This is a genomic window from Phenylobacterium sp., assembly GCF_046291545.1.
Lineage (GTDB): Bacteria > Pseudomonadota > Alphaproteobacteria > Caulobacterales > Caulobacteraceae > Phenylobacterium.
This window is the reverse complement of record NZ_JBKBSM010000001.1, coordinates 208735-223652: the sequence shown is the minus strand read 5'-3', so window position 1 is coordinate 223652 and position 14918 is coordinate 208735. Positions and strand designations below refer to the sequence as shown.

Below are 14918 nucleotides of genomic sequence, written 5' to 3'. Positions count from 1 at the left end.
TTAAAGTTAACACATGCGCCGCGAACGGCGATTTATTCCAATTCTACCTGACCCCCGAGCCCGCGAACATTCCTCGGGCCCTTTTGCGGCGAAGGTTTGACCTCACAAGACTGTCAATCCAGCAGCGGCGACCACGCTGGGTCGGAGCCCGAGCCGGGGTAGGGGGCCGGGCGTTCAATACGGCCGGTAACGTCAACACTCCACAAACGCGGAGCTCCACCGGGCGTTTCTCGGGAGAACATCAAAACTCTGCCGTTGGGCGCCCAGGTGGGACCCTCGTCCAGGTAGCTGGTGGTCAGGATGCGTTCGGACGTGCCGTCGGCGCGCATCACCCCGATGTGGAACTGGCCGCCGGTCTGCTTGGTGAAGGCGATGAAGTCGCCCCGCGGGCTCCAGACCGGCGTCGTGTAGCGGCCCGACCCGAAGGAGACGCGCCGCACGTTCGAACCGTCGGCGTTCATCACATAGATCTGCGGGCTGCCGCCGCGGTCGGAGTTGAAGGCGATCTGCCGCCCGTCGGGCGAGAAGGACGCGGAGGTGTCGATGGACGGGTCGGCCGTCAGCCGCGTGGTGCGGTGGTCGCGCAGGTCCATCACATAGATGTCGCTGTTGCCGCCGCGCTCGACCGAGAAGACCACCTTGCCCCCGTCCGGCGAGAAGCGGGGCGCATAGACCATGCCCTTGAAGTCGCCGAGGCTCTCGCGGCGGCCGGACTCCAGGTTGAACAGGTAGACCGACGAGCCCTCCGGCCGCAGCGCCATGTAGGTGATCTCCTGGCTGGTCGAGGAGAAGCGCGGCGTCATGACGATGTAGGAGCCGTCGGTCAAGTAGGACGGGTTGGCGCCGTCCTGGTCCATGATGGCCAGACGTTTGACGCGGTTCACCCGCCCGCCGCTCTCGGCGACGAAGACGATGCGGGTGTCAAAATAGCCCTTCTCGCCCGTCAGCCGCTCATAGACCGCGTCCGAGATCTTGTGCGCCACCCGCCGCCAGTTGTCGGGAGTGGAGGTGAACTGCAGCCCGAGGAGCTGCTGCTCGGAAAAGACGTCCCACAGGCGAAAGTCCACCCGCAGCCGGCCGCCGGGCTCGACCGTGACCTGACCGTTGACCAGGGCCTGGGCGTTGATCGCCTTCCAGTCGGGGAACCGCGGCTGGACGTTGACGCTGAGGTCGCGCTCGATAAAGGCGTTCGGGTCGATCGGCCGGAACAGGCCGGACCGCTCCAGGTTGTTGGCGATCACCTTCGAGATCTCGGCCCCCTGTTCGCCCTGGAACATGGGAATGGCGATCGGCAGGGGCTGGACGTCGCCGCGGTTGACGTCGACCACGATCTCCGCCCGGGCGGGCGGCGCGACGGCGAGGCCGGAGGCCGCGGCGAACACCGCGGCGAGCGCGGCCACAAAGGTCGTAAGGCGCATGGGTCGCATCTCCTCTTGCCTCAGGAACACGCTTCGCGCGCGTTGAAGTTCACCGCAATCCTCTGTCCGTAGAGCTCCCGGGGCAGGTTGCGGAACGGGGCGGCGGCGTAGACGGCGCGGGTGGCGCGCTCAGCGGCCGCCTGGGCCACGCCGCCGGCGCCGCCGGCGCGGATCTCCGAGCGCACCTCGCCGATCACCTGACCCGTGGGCCCCAGGGTGAAGGTCGTTCGGATCTGAACGTCCTGGCCGCCCTCGACCTCGCAGTTGGGGTTCCAGCGGCGCTGCAGCTCGTCGGCGAGACCCGCCAGGGCGCTGGCCGAGAGGCCCGATCCCAGGTCCGGCCTGCCCTGGGGCGCGGTCTCGGCGCGCGAGCGGCCCTTCTCGGCCCGCGCCCGTTCGGCCCCCGAGGTCTTTCCGGACTTGTTGATGCTGGCGAGCAGGGCGTCGAAATCCATGTCCGAGGGCTTCTCGGCGGGCTTGGACTTGGCGGTCGGCGCAGGCCGCGCGGCCTTGGGGGCCGGGGCGGGCGGCGGCGGGGCGGCGGCGGTCGGCGGCGCCGGGCTCGGCTCCGGCTGGGGCGTCACCGTCTCCTCCGGCGCGTCGAGCGCAGGCACTTCAGTCTGGGCGGTCTGGGCTTCCGGCGCCTCCACGGCGGGGCGCAGGTTTGTGGCCGGCGCGTTGGCCACGATGTTCACCGGCACGGCCGCGCCGATGCGGATCTCCTTGGCCCAGGGCCAGGAAACCAGCATGGCGACCAGCACCAGGATGTGCAGCAGCGCCGAGGCGGCCGTCGCCGGGGAGAATATCCGCGCGCTCATGGGCCGGGCCGTCACGCGCTAAGGCGCCTCCGGGCGCTGGACGCCGCCGGAGGAAGGCCCGCCGGTGTCGGTGATCAGGTTGATCGAGGAGAAGCCGGAGGTGGAGAGCGAGGCCATCACCCGGGCGACCGTCTCGTAGGACGCGCGGCCGTCCGCGCGCACGTAGATCGGCTTGGTCAGGCCTTGGCCGGCCATGGCGGTCAGCCGCGGCGACAGCTCCTCGAACGCCACCTCGGCGTCCTGGATGAAGATGGCGCCGTCGGCCCGCACCGAGACGGTGAGAGGCTCGTTCTGGTCTTGGATCGCGGCGGCCTCGGTCTTGGGCAGCTCCAGCGGAACGCCGGCGGTCAGCAGCGGGGCCGAGATCATGAAGATGATCAGCAGCACCAGCATCACGTCGACCAGCGGCGTGACGTTGATTTCGCTCAGGGCGCCGCGGCGGCCCCGGCGCCGTCGTCCCCGCCGGCCGCCGCCGCCGGCCGCGAATGCGTCATGGGTGGAAAGCGCCATGGCCTAGCCCGCCCGGTCGGCCAGCCGCCGCTGGATGGCGGTGGACAGGTCGTCGGCGAAGCCCTCCAGGCGCGCGGCGTACTTGCCGGCGTCGGTCGAGAACTTGTTGTAGGCGATGTAGGCCGGAATGGCCGCAATCAGGCCGATGGCGGTGGCGAACAGCGCCTCGGCGATGGACGGCGCCACGATGGCCAGGTTGGTGTTCTTCTGCAGGGCGATGGCCTGGAAGGCGTGCATGATGCCCCAGACCGTGCCGAACAGCCCGACGAACGGCGAGGCCGTGGCGACGATCGCAAGCGTGCCGAGACCTTCCTCGGCGCGGCCGGACTCGCGGGCGATCATGGTGTCGAGCACCCGGTCGATCCGCTGGGTCAGGAACACCGTCTGGCTTTCGCTGGTCAGGCCCTTGGCGCGGGCGTCGCGCCATTCCTTCAGGGCGGCCTGCAGCATCCGTGGCAGGGCGTGGGTCGGCCGCTCGCCGGCCTCCTGGGCGATCTCCTCCAGCGGACGGCCGGACGACACCTTGTCCTCGAACGCGTCGGCCTCGCGATTCAGCCGGGTGAAGCGAACGCCCTTGTCCAGAATGACCGCCCAGGACGCCAGCGAGGCCAGGCCCAGGCCGATCATCACCGCCTTGACCACCCAGCCGGCGCGCAGGAACAGCGCGATGAACGAAAAGCTCTCTGGCGTCAGAGGCGTGGAGGGGTCCATGCTTCCGGGGCTCCCGAATTTGCGGCGACGAACTGGCCGTTTGAATCGGCGTGGTGGTGAAACTAAGGCGCTTCGCCCATCAATCGAAGAGCGGTCGCAGGGTGTCGAGAAGGCCTGGCGGGGGTTTGCGCGGCCGTCCCTGAAGGTCGATGCAGGCCGCCTCCACCCGGGCCGCGCAGATCAGGGTCTCGCCGCGCAGGATACGCTGGCGGATGAACAGCCGCGGCCCGCGGGCGCTTTCGTAGACGGTGCGCACCTGAAGGGCGTCGTCGATGCGGGCCGGCGCCTTGAAGTCGATCTCCAGCCTGACGACGGTGAAGGCGGCGGGGTCGGCCCGGTCGAGGAGGTCGGCGTGCCCGACGCCCGCCAGGCGAAGGAAGTCCGATCGACCACGTTCGAAGTAGCGTACGTAGTTGCCGTGGTAGACCACCCCGGTGAAGTCGGTGTCCTCATAATAGATGCGCACCGGCAGGACGTGCTCTTTGCCGTCCAGCCAGCCGGCGGAGGGTTCGGCCTGGGTCATGCCCCCGGTGAATCCTGCTTGGCGATCCCGGTCAAGGGCGGGGCCGCACGGCCCGGGACTCGCCTTGGCCGCCCGCCTCGGCTATAGGCGGCGGCGATGACGACGAGCGCGCACCACCACGGCCATCACCATCCGATCTCGCACGGCGGGATCGGCCGGGATCGCCTGGCCTGACGCGATCCTCCGGCCGACGCCCCGCGATGGGGCCCGGCCTTTCGCGCCCCATCGTTCGCCCTTCCCAGGACCCCGACGATGGACTTCTCCAATGAGCTTGCCGCCCCCGTCCGCCAGCGCCGCCTTGCCGCCCGCGGCCGCATCCTCTAAGCGCCCGCCCATGACCAGCGACGCCTCCCGCCCCGAAGCGCGCGCCCCGCGCGGATTCGCCGACCGCCGCGCCCGAGACCTGGCCGCCGAGCGGCGCATCCTGGCCGCCGTCTCCGCCGTCTACGAGCGCTACGGCTTCGAGGCCCTGGACACCGGGGCGCTGGAGTACGCCGACGCCCTCGGCAAGTTCCTGCCTGACGCCGACCGGCCGAACGAGGGCGTCTTCGCCCTGCAGGACGACGACGAGCAGTGGATGGCCCTGCGCTACGACCTGACCGCGCCCCTGGCCCGGTTCGCCGCGCAGAACTGGGAAACCCTGCCCAAGCCGTTCCGGCGCTACGCCTTCGGCACGGTCTGGCGCAACGAGAAGCCGGGACCCGGCCGGTTCCGCGAATTCACCCAGTGCGACGCCGACACCGTCGGCTCGTCCCGCCCGGAGGCGGACGCCGAGATCGTCGCCATGGCGGTGGAAGGCTTCGACGCCGCCGGCCTTTCGCGCGGCCAAGCGGTGCTGAAGATCAACAACCGCAAGCTCCTGGACGGCCTGCTGGCCGAGGAGGGGGTGAGCGAGGACCGGCGCAAGCTGACCGTGCTGCGGGCGATCGACAAGTACGACCGCCTGGGCTGGGAGGGCGTGGCCGCCCTGCTGGGCCCGGGGCGCCTGGACGAATCCGGCGACTTCACCAAGGGCGCGGAGCTGCCGTTCAAGACGATCGCCGCCATCGAGACCTTCCTGGTCTCGGCGGGAGCGAGCAATCTTGCCAGAAGCAAAGTCATCGGCGTGCTCGCAGGCTTGCCGATGGGCGCCGCCGGCCAGGAGGCGCTGGGCGAGCTGTCCGCGATCGACTCGGCGCTGACCGCCCTCGGCGTCGGGCCGGACCTGGCGCGGATCGACCCCACCGTCGTGCGGGGGCTCGAGTACTACACCGGCGCGGTGTTCGAGGCCGAACTGATGCTGGAGACCACCGACGAGCGGGGCCAGCCGGTGCGCTTCGGCTCGGTCGGCGGCGGCGGCCGCTACGACGACCTGGTGGCGCGGTTCACGGGCCAGCCGGTGCCGGCGACGGGCTTCTCCTTCGGGGTCTCGCGCCTGGCTGCGGCGCTTCGCGCCGCCGGCCGCGACCTGGGCGGCGAGGTGCGCGGGCCGGTGGTGGTCATCGCCTTCGACCAGCAGCACATGGCCGAATACTACGCCGTCGCCCGCGAGCTGCGCGCCGCCGGGATCTCCGCGGAAGTCTACCTCGGCTCGTCCGGCATGAAGGCGCAGATGAAGTACGCCGACCGCCGCCTGTCCCCGGCCGCGGTGATGCTGGGCGGCGACGAGATCGCCGCCGGCACGGTCACGGTCAAGGATCTCGATCTCGGCCGCGAGCTGGCCCGGGGCGTCTCCGACAACAGCCAGTGGCGCGAGCAGCGGCCCGGCCAGGCGACGATCCCGCGCGGGGAGCTGGTGGCCTTCGTGCGCCGCATCGTGGAGGGCGGCCGATGAGGTGCGAGCCCTCCGTTCCGGCCGAAGTCCTGGCGGCCATGCGCGCGCCCTTCGCCTCGGCGGGCGCCGAAGTGGTGGACCCGCCGATCCTGCAGCCGCTGGGCGCGCTCCTGGACCTCGCCGGCGAAGCCCTGCGCGCGCGGCTGTTCGTGGTCCAGGCCGAAGGCGGCGCCGAAGCCTGTCTGCGTCCCGACTTCACCGTGCCCGTCGCCCGGCTGCACCTGGAGCACGGGGGCGGGGAGGGACGCTACTACTATGAGGGGCGCGCGTTCCGCGCCGCGCCGGAGCGCTCGGACCGGGCCGAGGAATTCCTGCAGATCGGACTGGAGTTCTACGGCGCCGCGGACGGCTCGGTGGTGGAGGCCGACGCCGAGATCGCCGCCCTGGCCTGGCGGGCCAGCACGGCCGGCGGCCGCGACGACCTGGTGCTGTGGCTCGGCGACGTCGCCCTCTTCGCCGCCTTCGTGGACGCCCTGGACCTCGCCCCCGGGCTCGCGGCGCGGCTGAAGCGCGCCGCCGCGCGTCCGCGACGGATGCAGGCCGAACTCGACCGCGCGGGCGCGGCGGCCCCCTCGGCAGGCGGCGGGCAGCTCGCCGCCACCCTGGCGGGCCTTTCGGAGCCCGAGGCCGAAGCGCTCCTGCAGGAGGTCTGGGCCCTGGCCGGCGTGGAGCGGGTCGGCGGCCGCGGGGCGGCCGAGATCGCCCAGCGCCTGATCCGCCGAGCCGAGGACGCCCGCGCGCCGGCGCTCACCGAGGCCGAGGCCGAGGCCGTGCGCCGGTTCCTGGCGGTGGAGGCCGCGCCGAACGAGGCCCTGGCCGCCCTTGGCGCGCTGGCTTCGGCCGGCGGCGCCTTCGCCGAAGCGCTGGAGGACTGGCGCGAGCGCCTGGCCCGGCTGGCCTCCGCCGGCGTGCCGCTGGAGCAGGCCCGGTTCGCCGCGCGGCTCGGCCACACCTTCGACTACTACGACGGCCTGACCTTCGAGGTGCGCAGCCGGGCCCTGGGTGCGGACCGGCCGGTGGCGGTCGGCGGACGCTATGACGGGCTCAGCGCCCGGCTGGGCGGCGCGGCCGGCGCGCGCGCGGTCGGCGCAATGGTGCGTCCCTGGCGCGCCTTCGCAGGAGGCGAGGCATGAGCGCTCCCCTGATCGTCGCCGTCCCCTCCAAGGGCCGGCTCAAGGAACAGGTCGAGGAGTGGCTCGCCGACTGCGGCCTGGACCTGAAGGTCAGCGGCGGCGCCCGCGGCTACCTGGCCGCGCTCAAGGGCCAGGCCGGGGTGCAGGTGCGGCTGTTGTCCGCCGGCGACATCGCCGAGGCCCTGGACGCCGGGGAGGCCCACCTGGGCGTCACGGGGGAGGACCTGCTGCGCGAGCGCGGCGGGGATCTGGACGCGCGGGTTCTGTTGCTGCGCGCCCTGGGCTTCGGGCGAGCCGACCTGGTGGTGGCGGCCCCCCGCTCCTGGCTCGACGTCGACACCATGGCCGACCTGGAGGCGGTGGCGCATGACTTCCTCGCCCGCTCCGGGCGGCGGATGCGCGTGGCCACCAAGTATCTGGTCCAGACCCGCGCCTTCTTCGCGCGGCACGGCCTTGTGGACTATCGGATCACCGAATCGAGCGGGGCCACGGAAGGCGCGCCGGCCGCTGGGGCGGCGGAACTGATCGTCGACATCACCACCACCGGGGCGACCCTGGCGGCCAACGGGCTGAAGGTGTTGTCCGACGGCCTGATCCTGTCCAGCCAGGCCCAGTTCGCCGCCAGCCTGCGCGCCGCCTGGAGCGCCAATCAGCTGGCCGCGGCCGAACGGCTGCTGCGGATCATCGAGGCGCGCGCCGCCGCGCACGAATCGGCCACCGTGATCTGGCCGGCCGAGGCGGGCGAATCGCCGGGGCTGGTGGACCGCCTGGTGGCCGAAGGCGCCGTTCGCCGGCCCGGCGGCCTGCTTGTCGCCGCGCGCGACCTGTCGAACGTGGCCCTGGAGCTCGCCGCCGCGGGAATGGGGCCGGTGACTGTGTCCCGCCCGGACTTCGTTTTCGATCTCGGGTGCCCGCCCTTCGAGCGTTTGCGTCGCAAACTCGCGCAGTTTTGACGCTTCTGCATAAAAAGCGCCGCTCTTGAGTCGAAAAAATGTGGTTCCTCTCGGAAATCTGATCGGAATCTGCCCTCAGAGCGCCTGCGGGTGCATTGACTTGGGAACATTTTTGCCGTTCTCTCAAAAGCGCGAGAGACAAGACGGCGACTAAGTCCTGAAGTCTCCGGCGTTTCGGGGAGGAAACGCCCTCTACATAAGAGCGACAGCTCAAATCAGGCCCGCTGCGAATATCCCCCGCAGCGGGCCAAAATTTTCCCACCCTTCTTTTGACTCTGCTGTCAAAAACCTGCCGATGCCGAGGGGGACCTCAAGCGCGGCGGGCGAGGACGATGATCTCGGGGCTCGCAGCACCGAGCGCTCCCCCGTCCCAGTCCCCATACTCCGCCTCCACCGCCAGGCCGGCCGCCTCAAGGGCGATCGCCAGCGCCGCCGGGTCGAGGAAGCGAAGGGTGCTTCTGCTCACCATCGGCAAGGCCGGATGAGGCCCGGTGAAGGTGTGCGTGAAGCTGACCGTGCGGCCGTCGAACGGACGGACCACTTCGGTGGTGATGCGCAGGGGCCGGCCATCGGCGTCGGTCATCTCCACCGCGCGCTCCGGCCGCCACTGCTCCCACGCCCGGGCGGCGGGATGGCGGGTCTCGAAGGCGAAGCGGCCGTCGGCCGTCAGGGCCCGACGCACCGCGGCGAGGGCCGCGGCGATCTCGTCGTCCTCCACCAGGGTCTGGAAGGCGTGGCCGGTCATGACCACGAGGTCGAAGGCGTCTTCGAATCCGGCTGAGACGAGGTCGCCCAGCACCCACTCGACATCCGTCCGGCGCCTAGCCCGCGCCAGCATCCCCTCCGCCGGGTCCAGGCCGCAGAGCCGCCCCGCATGGCCGCGGTCGCGGGCGTCGTGCAGCATCATGCCCGTGCCGCAACCCACGTCCAGGACGGCCTTCGCCGCCATGACGCGGGGCATGTAGAAGTCGAAGTCGTCGCGCACTTCACGCGGATGCCATACGTCGTAGAGCCCGGCGAGATAGGCGTCGGAGAACAGCCGGTCGACCATGCGTTCGCGGCCGCGCGGCCGTCCTCCTGCGTCTAGGGTCCGGGGCGCGTCACCAGATGCGGACGCGGTCCTCGGGCTTCACGTACATCGCATCGTCCGGCTTGACCCCGAACGCGGCGTACCAGGCGTCGATGTTGGTGATCGGTACGTTCACCCGGTACTTGGGCGGCGAGTGCGGATCGGACACCAGCTGCTGCTTGATGGCGTCTTCTCGGTACTTGCCCCGCCACACCTGGGCCCAGCCGAGGAACACCCGCTGGTCCCCGGTCAGGCCGTCGATCACCGGCGCGGGCTTGCCGCCCAGCGACAGGTGGTAGGCGTCCAGCGCCAGCAGCAGTCCGCCCAGGTCGGCGATGTTCTCGCCCATGGTCAGATCGCCGTTGATGTGCGCGCCCGGCAGCACCTCGACCGCCGCGTACTGCGCCCCGAGCTTCGCCGCCTGGGCCTGGAACTTCGCCGCGTCCTCCGGGGTCCACCAGTCGGTCAGGCGGCCGTCTCCGTCGGACTTGCGGCCCTGGTCGTCGAACCCGTGGGTGATCTCATGGCCGATCACGCCGCCGATACCGCCGTAGTTGATCGCCGGGTCGCCGTCCGGGTCGAAGAACGGCGGCTGCAGGATCGCCGCCGGGAAGACGATCTCGTTCTTCGTCGAGGAGTAGTAGGCGTTGATGGTCGGCGGGGTCATGCCCCATTCGCTGTCGTCCACGGGGCCGCCGAGGCGCCCGACGCGGTAGTTCCAGTCGAAGGCCACCGCCCGCTCGACGTTGCCATAGAGGTCGTCAGCGGCGACCGCCAGGCCGGAATAGTCGCGCCACTTGTCGGGGTAGCCGATCTTGACGTTGAACTTGGAGAGCTTTTCCAGGGCCTTGGCCTTGGTGGTCGGGCTCATCCAGGTCAGCTTCTCGATGCGCCCGTGCATGGCGGTTTTGATGTCGCCGACCAGGGCCTCCATCTTCGCCTTGCTCTCCGGCGGGAAGTAGGCCTCGACATAGACCTTGCCCAGGGCCTCGCCGATCTGGTTGTCCACCAGGGAGACGCCCCGCTTCCAGCGCGGCCGCTGCTCGGGCTGGCCCGAGAGGGTGCGGTTGCGGAAGTCGAAGTGGGCCTCGTCGAAGTCCTTGGACAGGTAAGGCGCGGCGTTGTCGGCCAGGGTGAAGGCGGCCCAGGCCTTCAGCGTGTCCACCGGCGTCTCGGCGAACACCGCCGCGATCTTCGGGAACGCCGTGTTCTCGGCGACGATCACGCGGTCCACCTTGGCCAGGCCCGCGCCCTCCATGAAAGCGGCCCAGTCGAAGCCAGGGGCGTACTCGGCCAGCTTGGCGGTCTCGAAGGGGTTGTAGGTCTTGTCGTCGTCGCGGCGTTCGGCGCGGGTCCAGGAGACCTCGGCGATCTTGGTCTCCATGGCCACGATCGCCTTGGCGTGGGCCTCAGGCTCGGACCAGCCCGCCAGGCTCAAGAGCCGGGCGACATAGGCCTCGTACTTCTCCTTCTGCGGCGCGAAGCGCTCCTGCAGATAGTAGTCGCGGTCGGGCATGCCGAGGCCGGCCTGGAACAGATAGACCGCGTAGTGTTCCGGGTCCTTGGCGTCGTCGGAGATGTAGGCGCCGAAGAACGAGCCGCCGAACGCCGCCTGCGACTTGCCCATCAGCCGCGCGAGGTCGGCGCGGGTCTTGGCCGCCGACACTTCGGCGAGGTCCGCCGCCAGCGGCTTGGCGCCCAGGGCCTCGACCCGGGCCTCGTCCATGAAGCTCTTGTAGAAGTCGCCGATCTTGGCCCGGTCGCCCACGGCGCCGGAGTCGTTGGCCGCCGCCTCGACGACGGCGCGCATCCGGTTCACCGACAGCTCGTTCAGGGCGTCGAACGCGCCGTAGCGCGAGCGGTCCGAGGGGATCTCGAGCTGCTCGAGGTAGTGGCCGTTGGCGTAGGCGAAGAAGTCGTGGCCGGGCGAGACGCTGGTGTCGCGGCCGGCGAGATCGAAGCCCCAGGTCCCCATCCGTGGGGCGGTGGTCAGGTCGCTGATCTTGGCCGCCCCCTCGCCGGACGGCGCGTCCGCCGCCGAGACGAAGGAACGGGGTTGGAAGGCCAGGGCGGGCGCAGCCGCCGCCAGCACCGTCACGGCCGCAGCCGCGAACCAGAGTTTTTTCATGGAAGAAGAGCCTTCGGAAACATGCGTGGCCGGACCATGCCCGCCGTGGCTTCCGAAGGCTCATTACAATTTGTTTAGCCCGCGGCCACCCCGAGGGCGTCCATGGCCTGGGCGCGCACGGCCTTGTAGTCGAGCTTTCCGTTGGGCGCCCGGCCCACTGGCGCCAGCACCAGTTCGCGCGGCGCCTTGTAGTCGGCCAGGTGCGCCTTCACGTGGGCGGCCAAGTCCGCCAGGCTCGGCTCGCCGTCGCCGGCGTAGTCGACCACCGCGCAGATCCGCTCGCCGAACCGCTTGTCGGGCAGGCCCACGACCGCGGCGTCGCGCACGCCGGGGAAGCGCTTGAGGGCTTCTTCCACTTCCTCGGGGAAAACCTTCTCGCCGCCGGTGTTGATGACCTGCGATCCGCGGCCGAGCAGGGTGATGGAGCCGTCCGCCTCCAGCGTCGCCCAGTCGCCGGGCACCGACCAGCGCCGTCCCTCGAAGGTGCGGAAGGTCTTGGCCGACTTCTCGGGGTCCTTGTAGTAGCCGACCGGGGTGAAGCCGCCGACGGCGACCAGGCCGCGCTCGCCCGAGCCGGGAGCCACGCGCCGGCCGTCCTCGGTGAACACCGCCGCGTTGGGACCGGCCATGAACTTGGCGGTCGCCGCGGCCTCGCCGGCGTTGGAGGTGGAGCCGGCCAGCCCGAGGGCCTCCGAGGAGCCCAGGCTGTCGATCAGGTTGATGTGCGGCAGGTGCTTGAGCAGGCCCTTCTTGTTCTCGGCGCTCCACATCGTGCCGGAGGAGACGATCCGCTGCAGGGTGGGCATCTTCCAGCGGCCGGGGTTGGCCTCCAGCGTCTCCAGCATCGGCGAAGCGAAGGCCAGGCCGACGATGATCAGGCCGCTGACGCCCAGCCGCTCGACCTCGTCGAACAGCAGGGCCGGGTCGAAGCGCCGCGAGGGCAGGGTGGCGATGGCGCCGCCCGCGTTGAGCTGGCCGAAGGAGATGAACTGGCCGGTGGCGTGCATCAGGGGCGCGACCGGAATGGTGATCGCCTGGGGGGCGCCGGAGGCGGCCGCAGCCCCCGCCCGGACGCCGGCGTCGGCCACCGTTTCGAACGGCGGCAGGCCCGCCAGCAGGTTCGCCCCGCCGCCCAGCGCCTTGAACAGGTCCTCCTGGCGCCACATCACGCCCTTGGGCATGCCGGTGGTGCCGCCGGTGTACATGAGCAAGAGGTCGTCGGCCGAGCGGCCCCAGGGGGCTTCGATGCGGTCGGCGCCCGCCGCGACGACGCTGTCGTAGTCCACAGCCCAGGCCGGGGCGGCGTGCCCGTCTTCGGCCACGGCGACCCAGAGCTTCACCTTGGGCAGGTTGGCGCGCACCTTGTCGATCGTCTCGGCGAAAGAGGCGTGGAACACCACCGCTTCGGCGTCGGCGTTGTCGAACAGATAGGTCAGTTCCTCGCCGCCGTAGCGATAGTTGGTGTTGAAGGGAGCCAGGCCCGCCTTGAAGGCGGCGAAATAGGTCTCCAGGTACTCGGGGCCATTGTAGAGATAGGCGGCGACCTTGGACTGGCGGCCGAGGCCCGCGGCCAGGAAGCGCGCGGCCAGGGCGTTGGCGCGCCGGTCGAAATCGCGCCAGGAGATCACCCGCTGGCCGTGGATCAGCGCCGGCCGGTCGGGAATCGCCTTGGCGACGGATTCCCAGAGATTCGCGTAATTCCATGCCTCCATGGGCCGTCCTCCATTCCTAAAATATGGGCGGCATAAGGGGTAGGCGGACCTGGGGTGTCAACGGCCGCAGGCGCCGCTAGGTCAAGCGAGGCGGATCCTCCTCGGGAATTCTCGCAATGCGGGATTCTCCGCCGCGCACGCGGCTGGCATAGTCCGCCGAACGCAAACGGGAGACCCTGTTGGAGAGCCACGTATCGCCCGGCGACTACAAGGACCTGGTCCTGTTCCTGGCCACCGCCGGCGTGGTCGTGCCGCTCTTCCGGCGCTGGCGCATCAGCCCGATCCTGGGGTTCCTGGGGGCGGGGGTCGTGCTGGGGCCTTACGGGCTGGGCGCCCTGTCCGACACCGTGGCCTGGCTCGGCTACTTCACCGTCGACAATCCCGAAGAGATCGCCCAGCTCGCCGAGTTCGGCGTCGTCTTCCTGCTCTTCACCATCGGCCTGGAGCTCTCATGGGAGCGGCTGCGCCTGATGCGCCGCTACGTGTTCGGCCTGGGCGCGGCGCAGGTCGGACTGAGCATCGCCGTGATCGCCGGCGTGGCCATGGCCCTCGGCCTGCCGGCGCTGACGGCGGCGGCCGTGGGCGCGGCCCTGTCGCTTTCGTCGACTGCGATCGTCATGCCTTCACTGGTGGAGAGCAAGCGCCAGCATTCCCTGGCCGGCCGCGCGACCTTTTCGGTGCTGCTGTTCCAGGACCTGGCCGTGGCGCCGATCCTCGTCACCCTGGCGATCCTCGGCGGCCGCGAGGCCGAAGCGCTGTCGCCGCAGCTGCTGCTCACCTTCGCCCCGGCCGCCCTCGGCGTCCTGGCGCTGCTGGCGGCCGGCCGCTGGCTGCTGCGGCCCATGCTGCGCTCCGTGGCGCGGGCGAAGAGCGAAGAGCTGTTCATGGCCGCCTGCCTGCTGGTCGTGATCGGCGCCGGCCTCGTCAGCGCGCTGACCGGCCTGTCCATGGCCATCGGCGCCTTCATCGCCGGACTGCTGCTGGCCGAGACCGAGTTCCGCCACGAGGTCGAGGTCACCATCGAACCGTTCAAGGGCCTGCTCCTGGGCCTGTTCTTCCTGTCGGTCGGCATCAGCCTGGACCTGTCGCTGGTCGCCGCCGCGCCGCTCTTCATCCTCGGCATGGCCGTGGGGCTGATGCTGTTGACCGGGGCGGTGGTGTTCGTCCTGGCCCGGCTGTTCGGCCTGCCGACGCCGGCGGCCCTGGAATCGGCCCTGCTGCTCGCAGGGGGCGGGGAGTTCGCCTTCGTCATCCTCAACGCGGCGATGAACGCCGGCATCATCGACCGCGCCCTGGCTCAGAGCGTGGTGGTCGCCGCCACCCTGTCGATGATGACCATTCCGCTGATGGCCGCCATCGGCGCGCGGATCGTCGGCCGCCGGCCCGAACCGTCCGAAACGCCGCTGGAGTCGGCGCCTGAACAATCGCCGTCGGAGGCTCGGGTGGTGGTGGTCGGCTTCGGCAGGGTCGGCCGGCTGGTGGGCGAGATGCTGGACCGCCACCAGATCGCCTGGGTCGCCGCCGAGCGGGATCCGCGCCTGGTCGAGGCAGGCCGCCGCGAAGGCAAGGCCATCTTCTTCGGCGACGCGGCTCGGCCCGAGTTCCTGCGCCGCTGCGGCCTGGGCGAGGCGCCAGCCCTGGTGGTCACCATGGACAACACCGAAGGAACCGAGGCGGTGGTCGGGCTGGCGCGCGTCATGAACCCCGGCCTGCCCATCGTCGCGCGGGCCCGTGACGCCCGCCACGCCCAGCGGCTCTACGAGCTGGGGGCCACCGACGCGGTTCCCGAGACGGTGGAGGCGAGCCTGCAGCTCTCGGAGACGGTGCTGGTGGAGATCGGCGTGCCGATGGGCCTGGTCATCGCCTCGATCCACGAACGGCGCGACGAGTTCCGCGCCGCCTTGAACCGCCCCGAAGCCCTGGGGGGGCGCGCGCGCCGATTCCGGCGCGCGGATCCGGCCTGAACGCAGACGATTTCGAGGGCCGCGGAACCAAGCTTGGGCACGGGCGTTGGAACCCCCGGCGCGGCAGGGCGCGCGGGAGACGAGGGCGACATGGGGAGCCAGCCGGAGCTGGAGGCTGATGGCCGGGCGCGCCGTTCGGCGGCGCCCGTGCGCGTCAAATCGCCGG

The 14918-nt window shown here is 70.9% G+C and carries 12 protein-coding genes; 4 read left to right on the top strand and 8 right to left on the bottom strand.

Translation table 11 applies throughout. The features are described from left to right. Window positions 1-113 precede the first annotated feature (113 nt). The 5 genes from tolB to ACK4YQ_RS01090 form a co-directional block, all read right to left on the bottom strand. Complete coding sequence (gene tolB / locus ACK4YQ_RS01110; protein ID WP_409609493.1) at window positions 114-1442, bottom strand: Tol-Pal system beta propeller repeat protein TolB; 1329 nt, start codon at window positions 1440-1442, stop codon at window positions 114-116. Beyond that, window positions 1439-2236, bottom strand: coding sequence for an energy transducer TonB (locus ACK4YQ_RS01105; RefSeq protein ID WP_409607406.1), 798 nt, complete (start codon window positions 2234-2236; stop codon window positions 1439-1441). The genes tolB and ACK4YQ_RS01105 overlap by 4 nt, the downstream gene beginning before the upstream one ends. 18 nt (window positions 2237-2254) lie before the next feature. Further along, complete coding sequence (locus ACK4YQ_RS01100; RefSeq protein WP_409607404.1) at window positions 2255-2746, bottom strand: ExbD/TolR family protein; 492 nt, start codon at window positions 2744-2746, stop codon at window positions 2255-2257. A gap of 3 nt (window positions 2747-2749) precedes the next feature. Continuing rightward, the gene (gene tolQ / locus ACK4YQ_RS01095; protein WP_409607402.1) at window positions 2750-3457 is read right to left on the bottom strand and encodes a protein TolQ; all 708 of its coding nucleotides are present in this window, start codon (window positions 3455-3457) and stop codon (window positions 2750-2752) included. A gap of 79 nt (window positions 3458-3536) precedes the next feature. Next, window positions 3537-3980 carry a YbgC/FadM family acyl-CoA thioesterase gene (locus ACK4YQ_RS01090; protein WP_409607400.1) on the bottom strand — a complete coding sequence of 148 codons (444 nt, stop codon included), beginning with the start codon at window positions 3978-3980 and terminating at the stop codon, window positions 3537-3539. Window positions 3981-4314: 334 nt separating this feature from the next. Here ACK4YQ_RS01090 and hisS point away from each other — a divergent pair, with 334 nt between their 5' ends. The 3 genes from hisS to hisG are packed head-to-tail and all read left to right on the top strand — an operon-like array spanning window position 4315 to window position 7879. Next, window positions 4315-5793 carry a histidine--tRNA ligase gene (hisS, locus tag ACK4YQ_RS01085; protein WP_409607398.1) on the top strand — a complete coding sequence of 493 codons (1479 nt, stop codon included), beginning with the start codon at window positions 4315-4317 and terminating at the stop codon, window positions 5791-5793. Next, the gene (locus ACK4YQ_RS01080) at window positions 5790-6926 is read left to right on the top strand and encodes an ATP phosphoribosyltransferase regulatory subunit (protein WP_409607396.1); all 1137 of its coding nucleotides are present in this window, start codon (window positions 5790-5792) and stop codon (window positions 6924-6926) included. The genes hisS and ACK4YQ_RS01080 overlap by 4 nt, the downstream gene beginning before the upstream one ends. After that, complete coding sequence (gene hisG, locus ACK4YQ_RS01075; protein ID WP_409607394.1) at window positions 6923-7879, top strand: ATP phosphoribosyltransferase; 957 nt, start codon at window positions 6923-6925, stop codon at window positions 7877-7879. Before ACK4YQ_RS01080 ends, hisG begins: the two co-directional genes overlap by 4 nt. A 310-nt stretch (window positions 7880-8189) precedes the next feature. On the opposite strand, the gene ACK4YQ_RS01070 is transcribed toward hisG, so the two are convergent. From ACK4YQ_RS01070 to ACK4YQ_RS01060, 3 genes are all read right to left on the bottom strand, one after another. Then, entirely contained in the window at window positions 8190-8930 is a 741-nt protein-coding gene (locus ACK4YQ_RS01070; protein ID WP_409607392.1) for a class I SAM-dependent methyltransferase, read from the bottom strand. Between the two features lie 49 nt (window positions 8931-8979). Then, window positions 8980-11076: a M13 family metallopeptidase gene (locus ACK4YQ_RS01065; RefSeq protein WP_409607390.1), complete on the bottom strand. Its 2097-nt coding sequence runs from the start codon at window positions 11074-11076 to the stop codon at window positions 8980-8982. A 74-nt stretch (window positions 11077-11150) separates the two neighbouring features. After that, window positions 11151-12788, bottom strand: coding sequence for an AMP-binding protein (locus ACK4YQ_RS01060; RefSeq protein ID WP_409607388.1), 1638 nt, complete (start codon window positions 12786-12788; stop codon window positions 11151-11153). Between the two features lie 179 nt (window positions 12789-12967). Between ACK4YQ_RS01060 and ACK4YQ_RS01055 the strand changes: the two genes are divergently transcribed. After that, complete coding sequence (locus ACK4YQ_RS01055; RefSeq protein WP_409607386.1) at window positions 12968-14752, top strand: cation:proton antiporter; 1785 nt, start codon at window positions 12968-12970, stop codon at window positions 14750-14752. Window positions 14753-14918 lie beyond the last annotated feature (166 nt).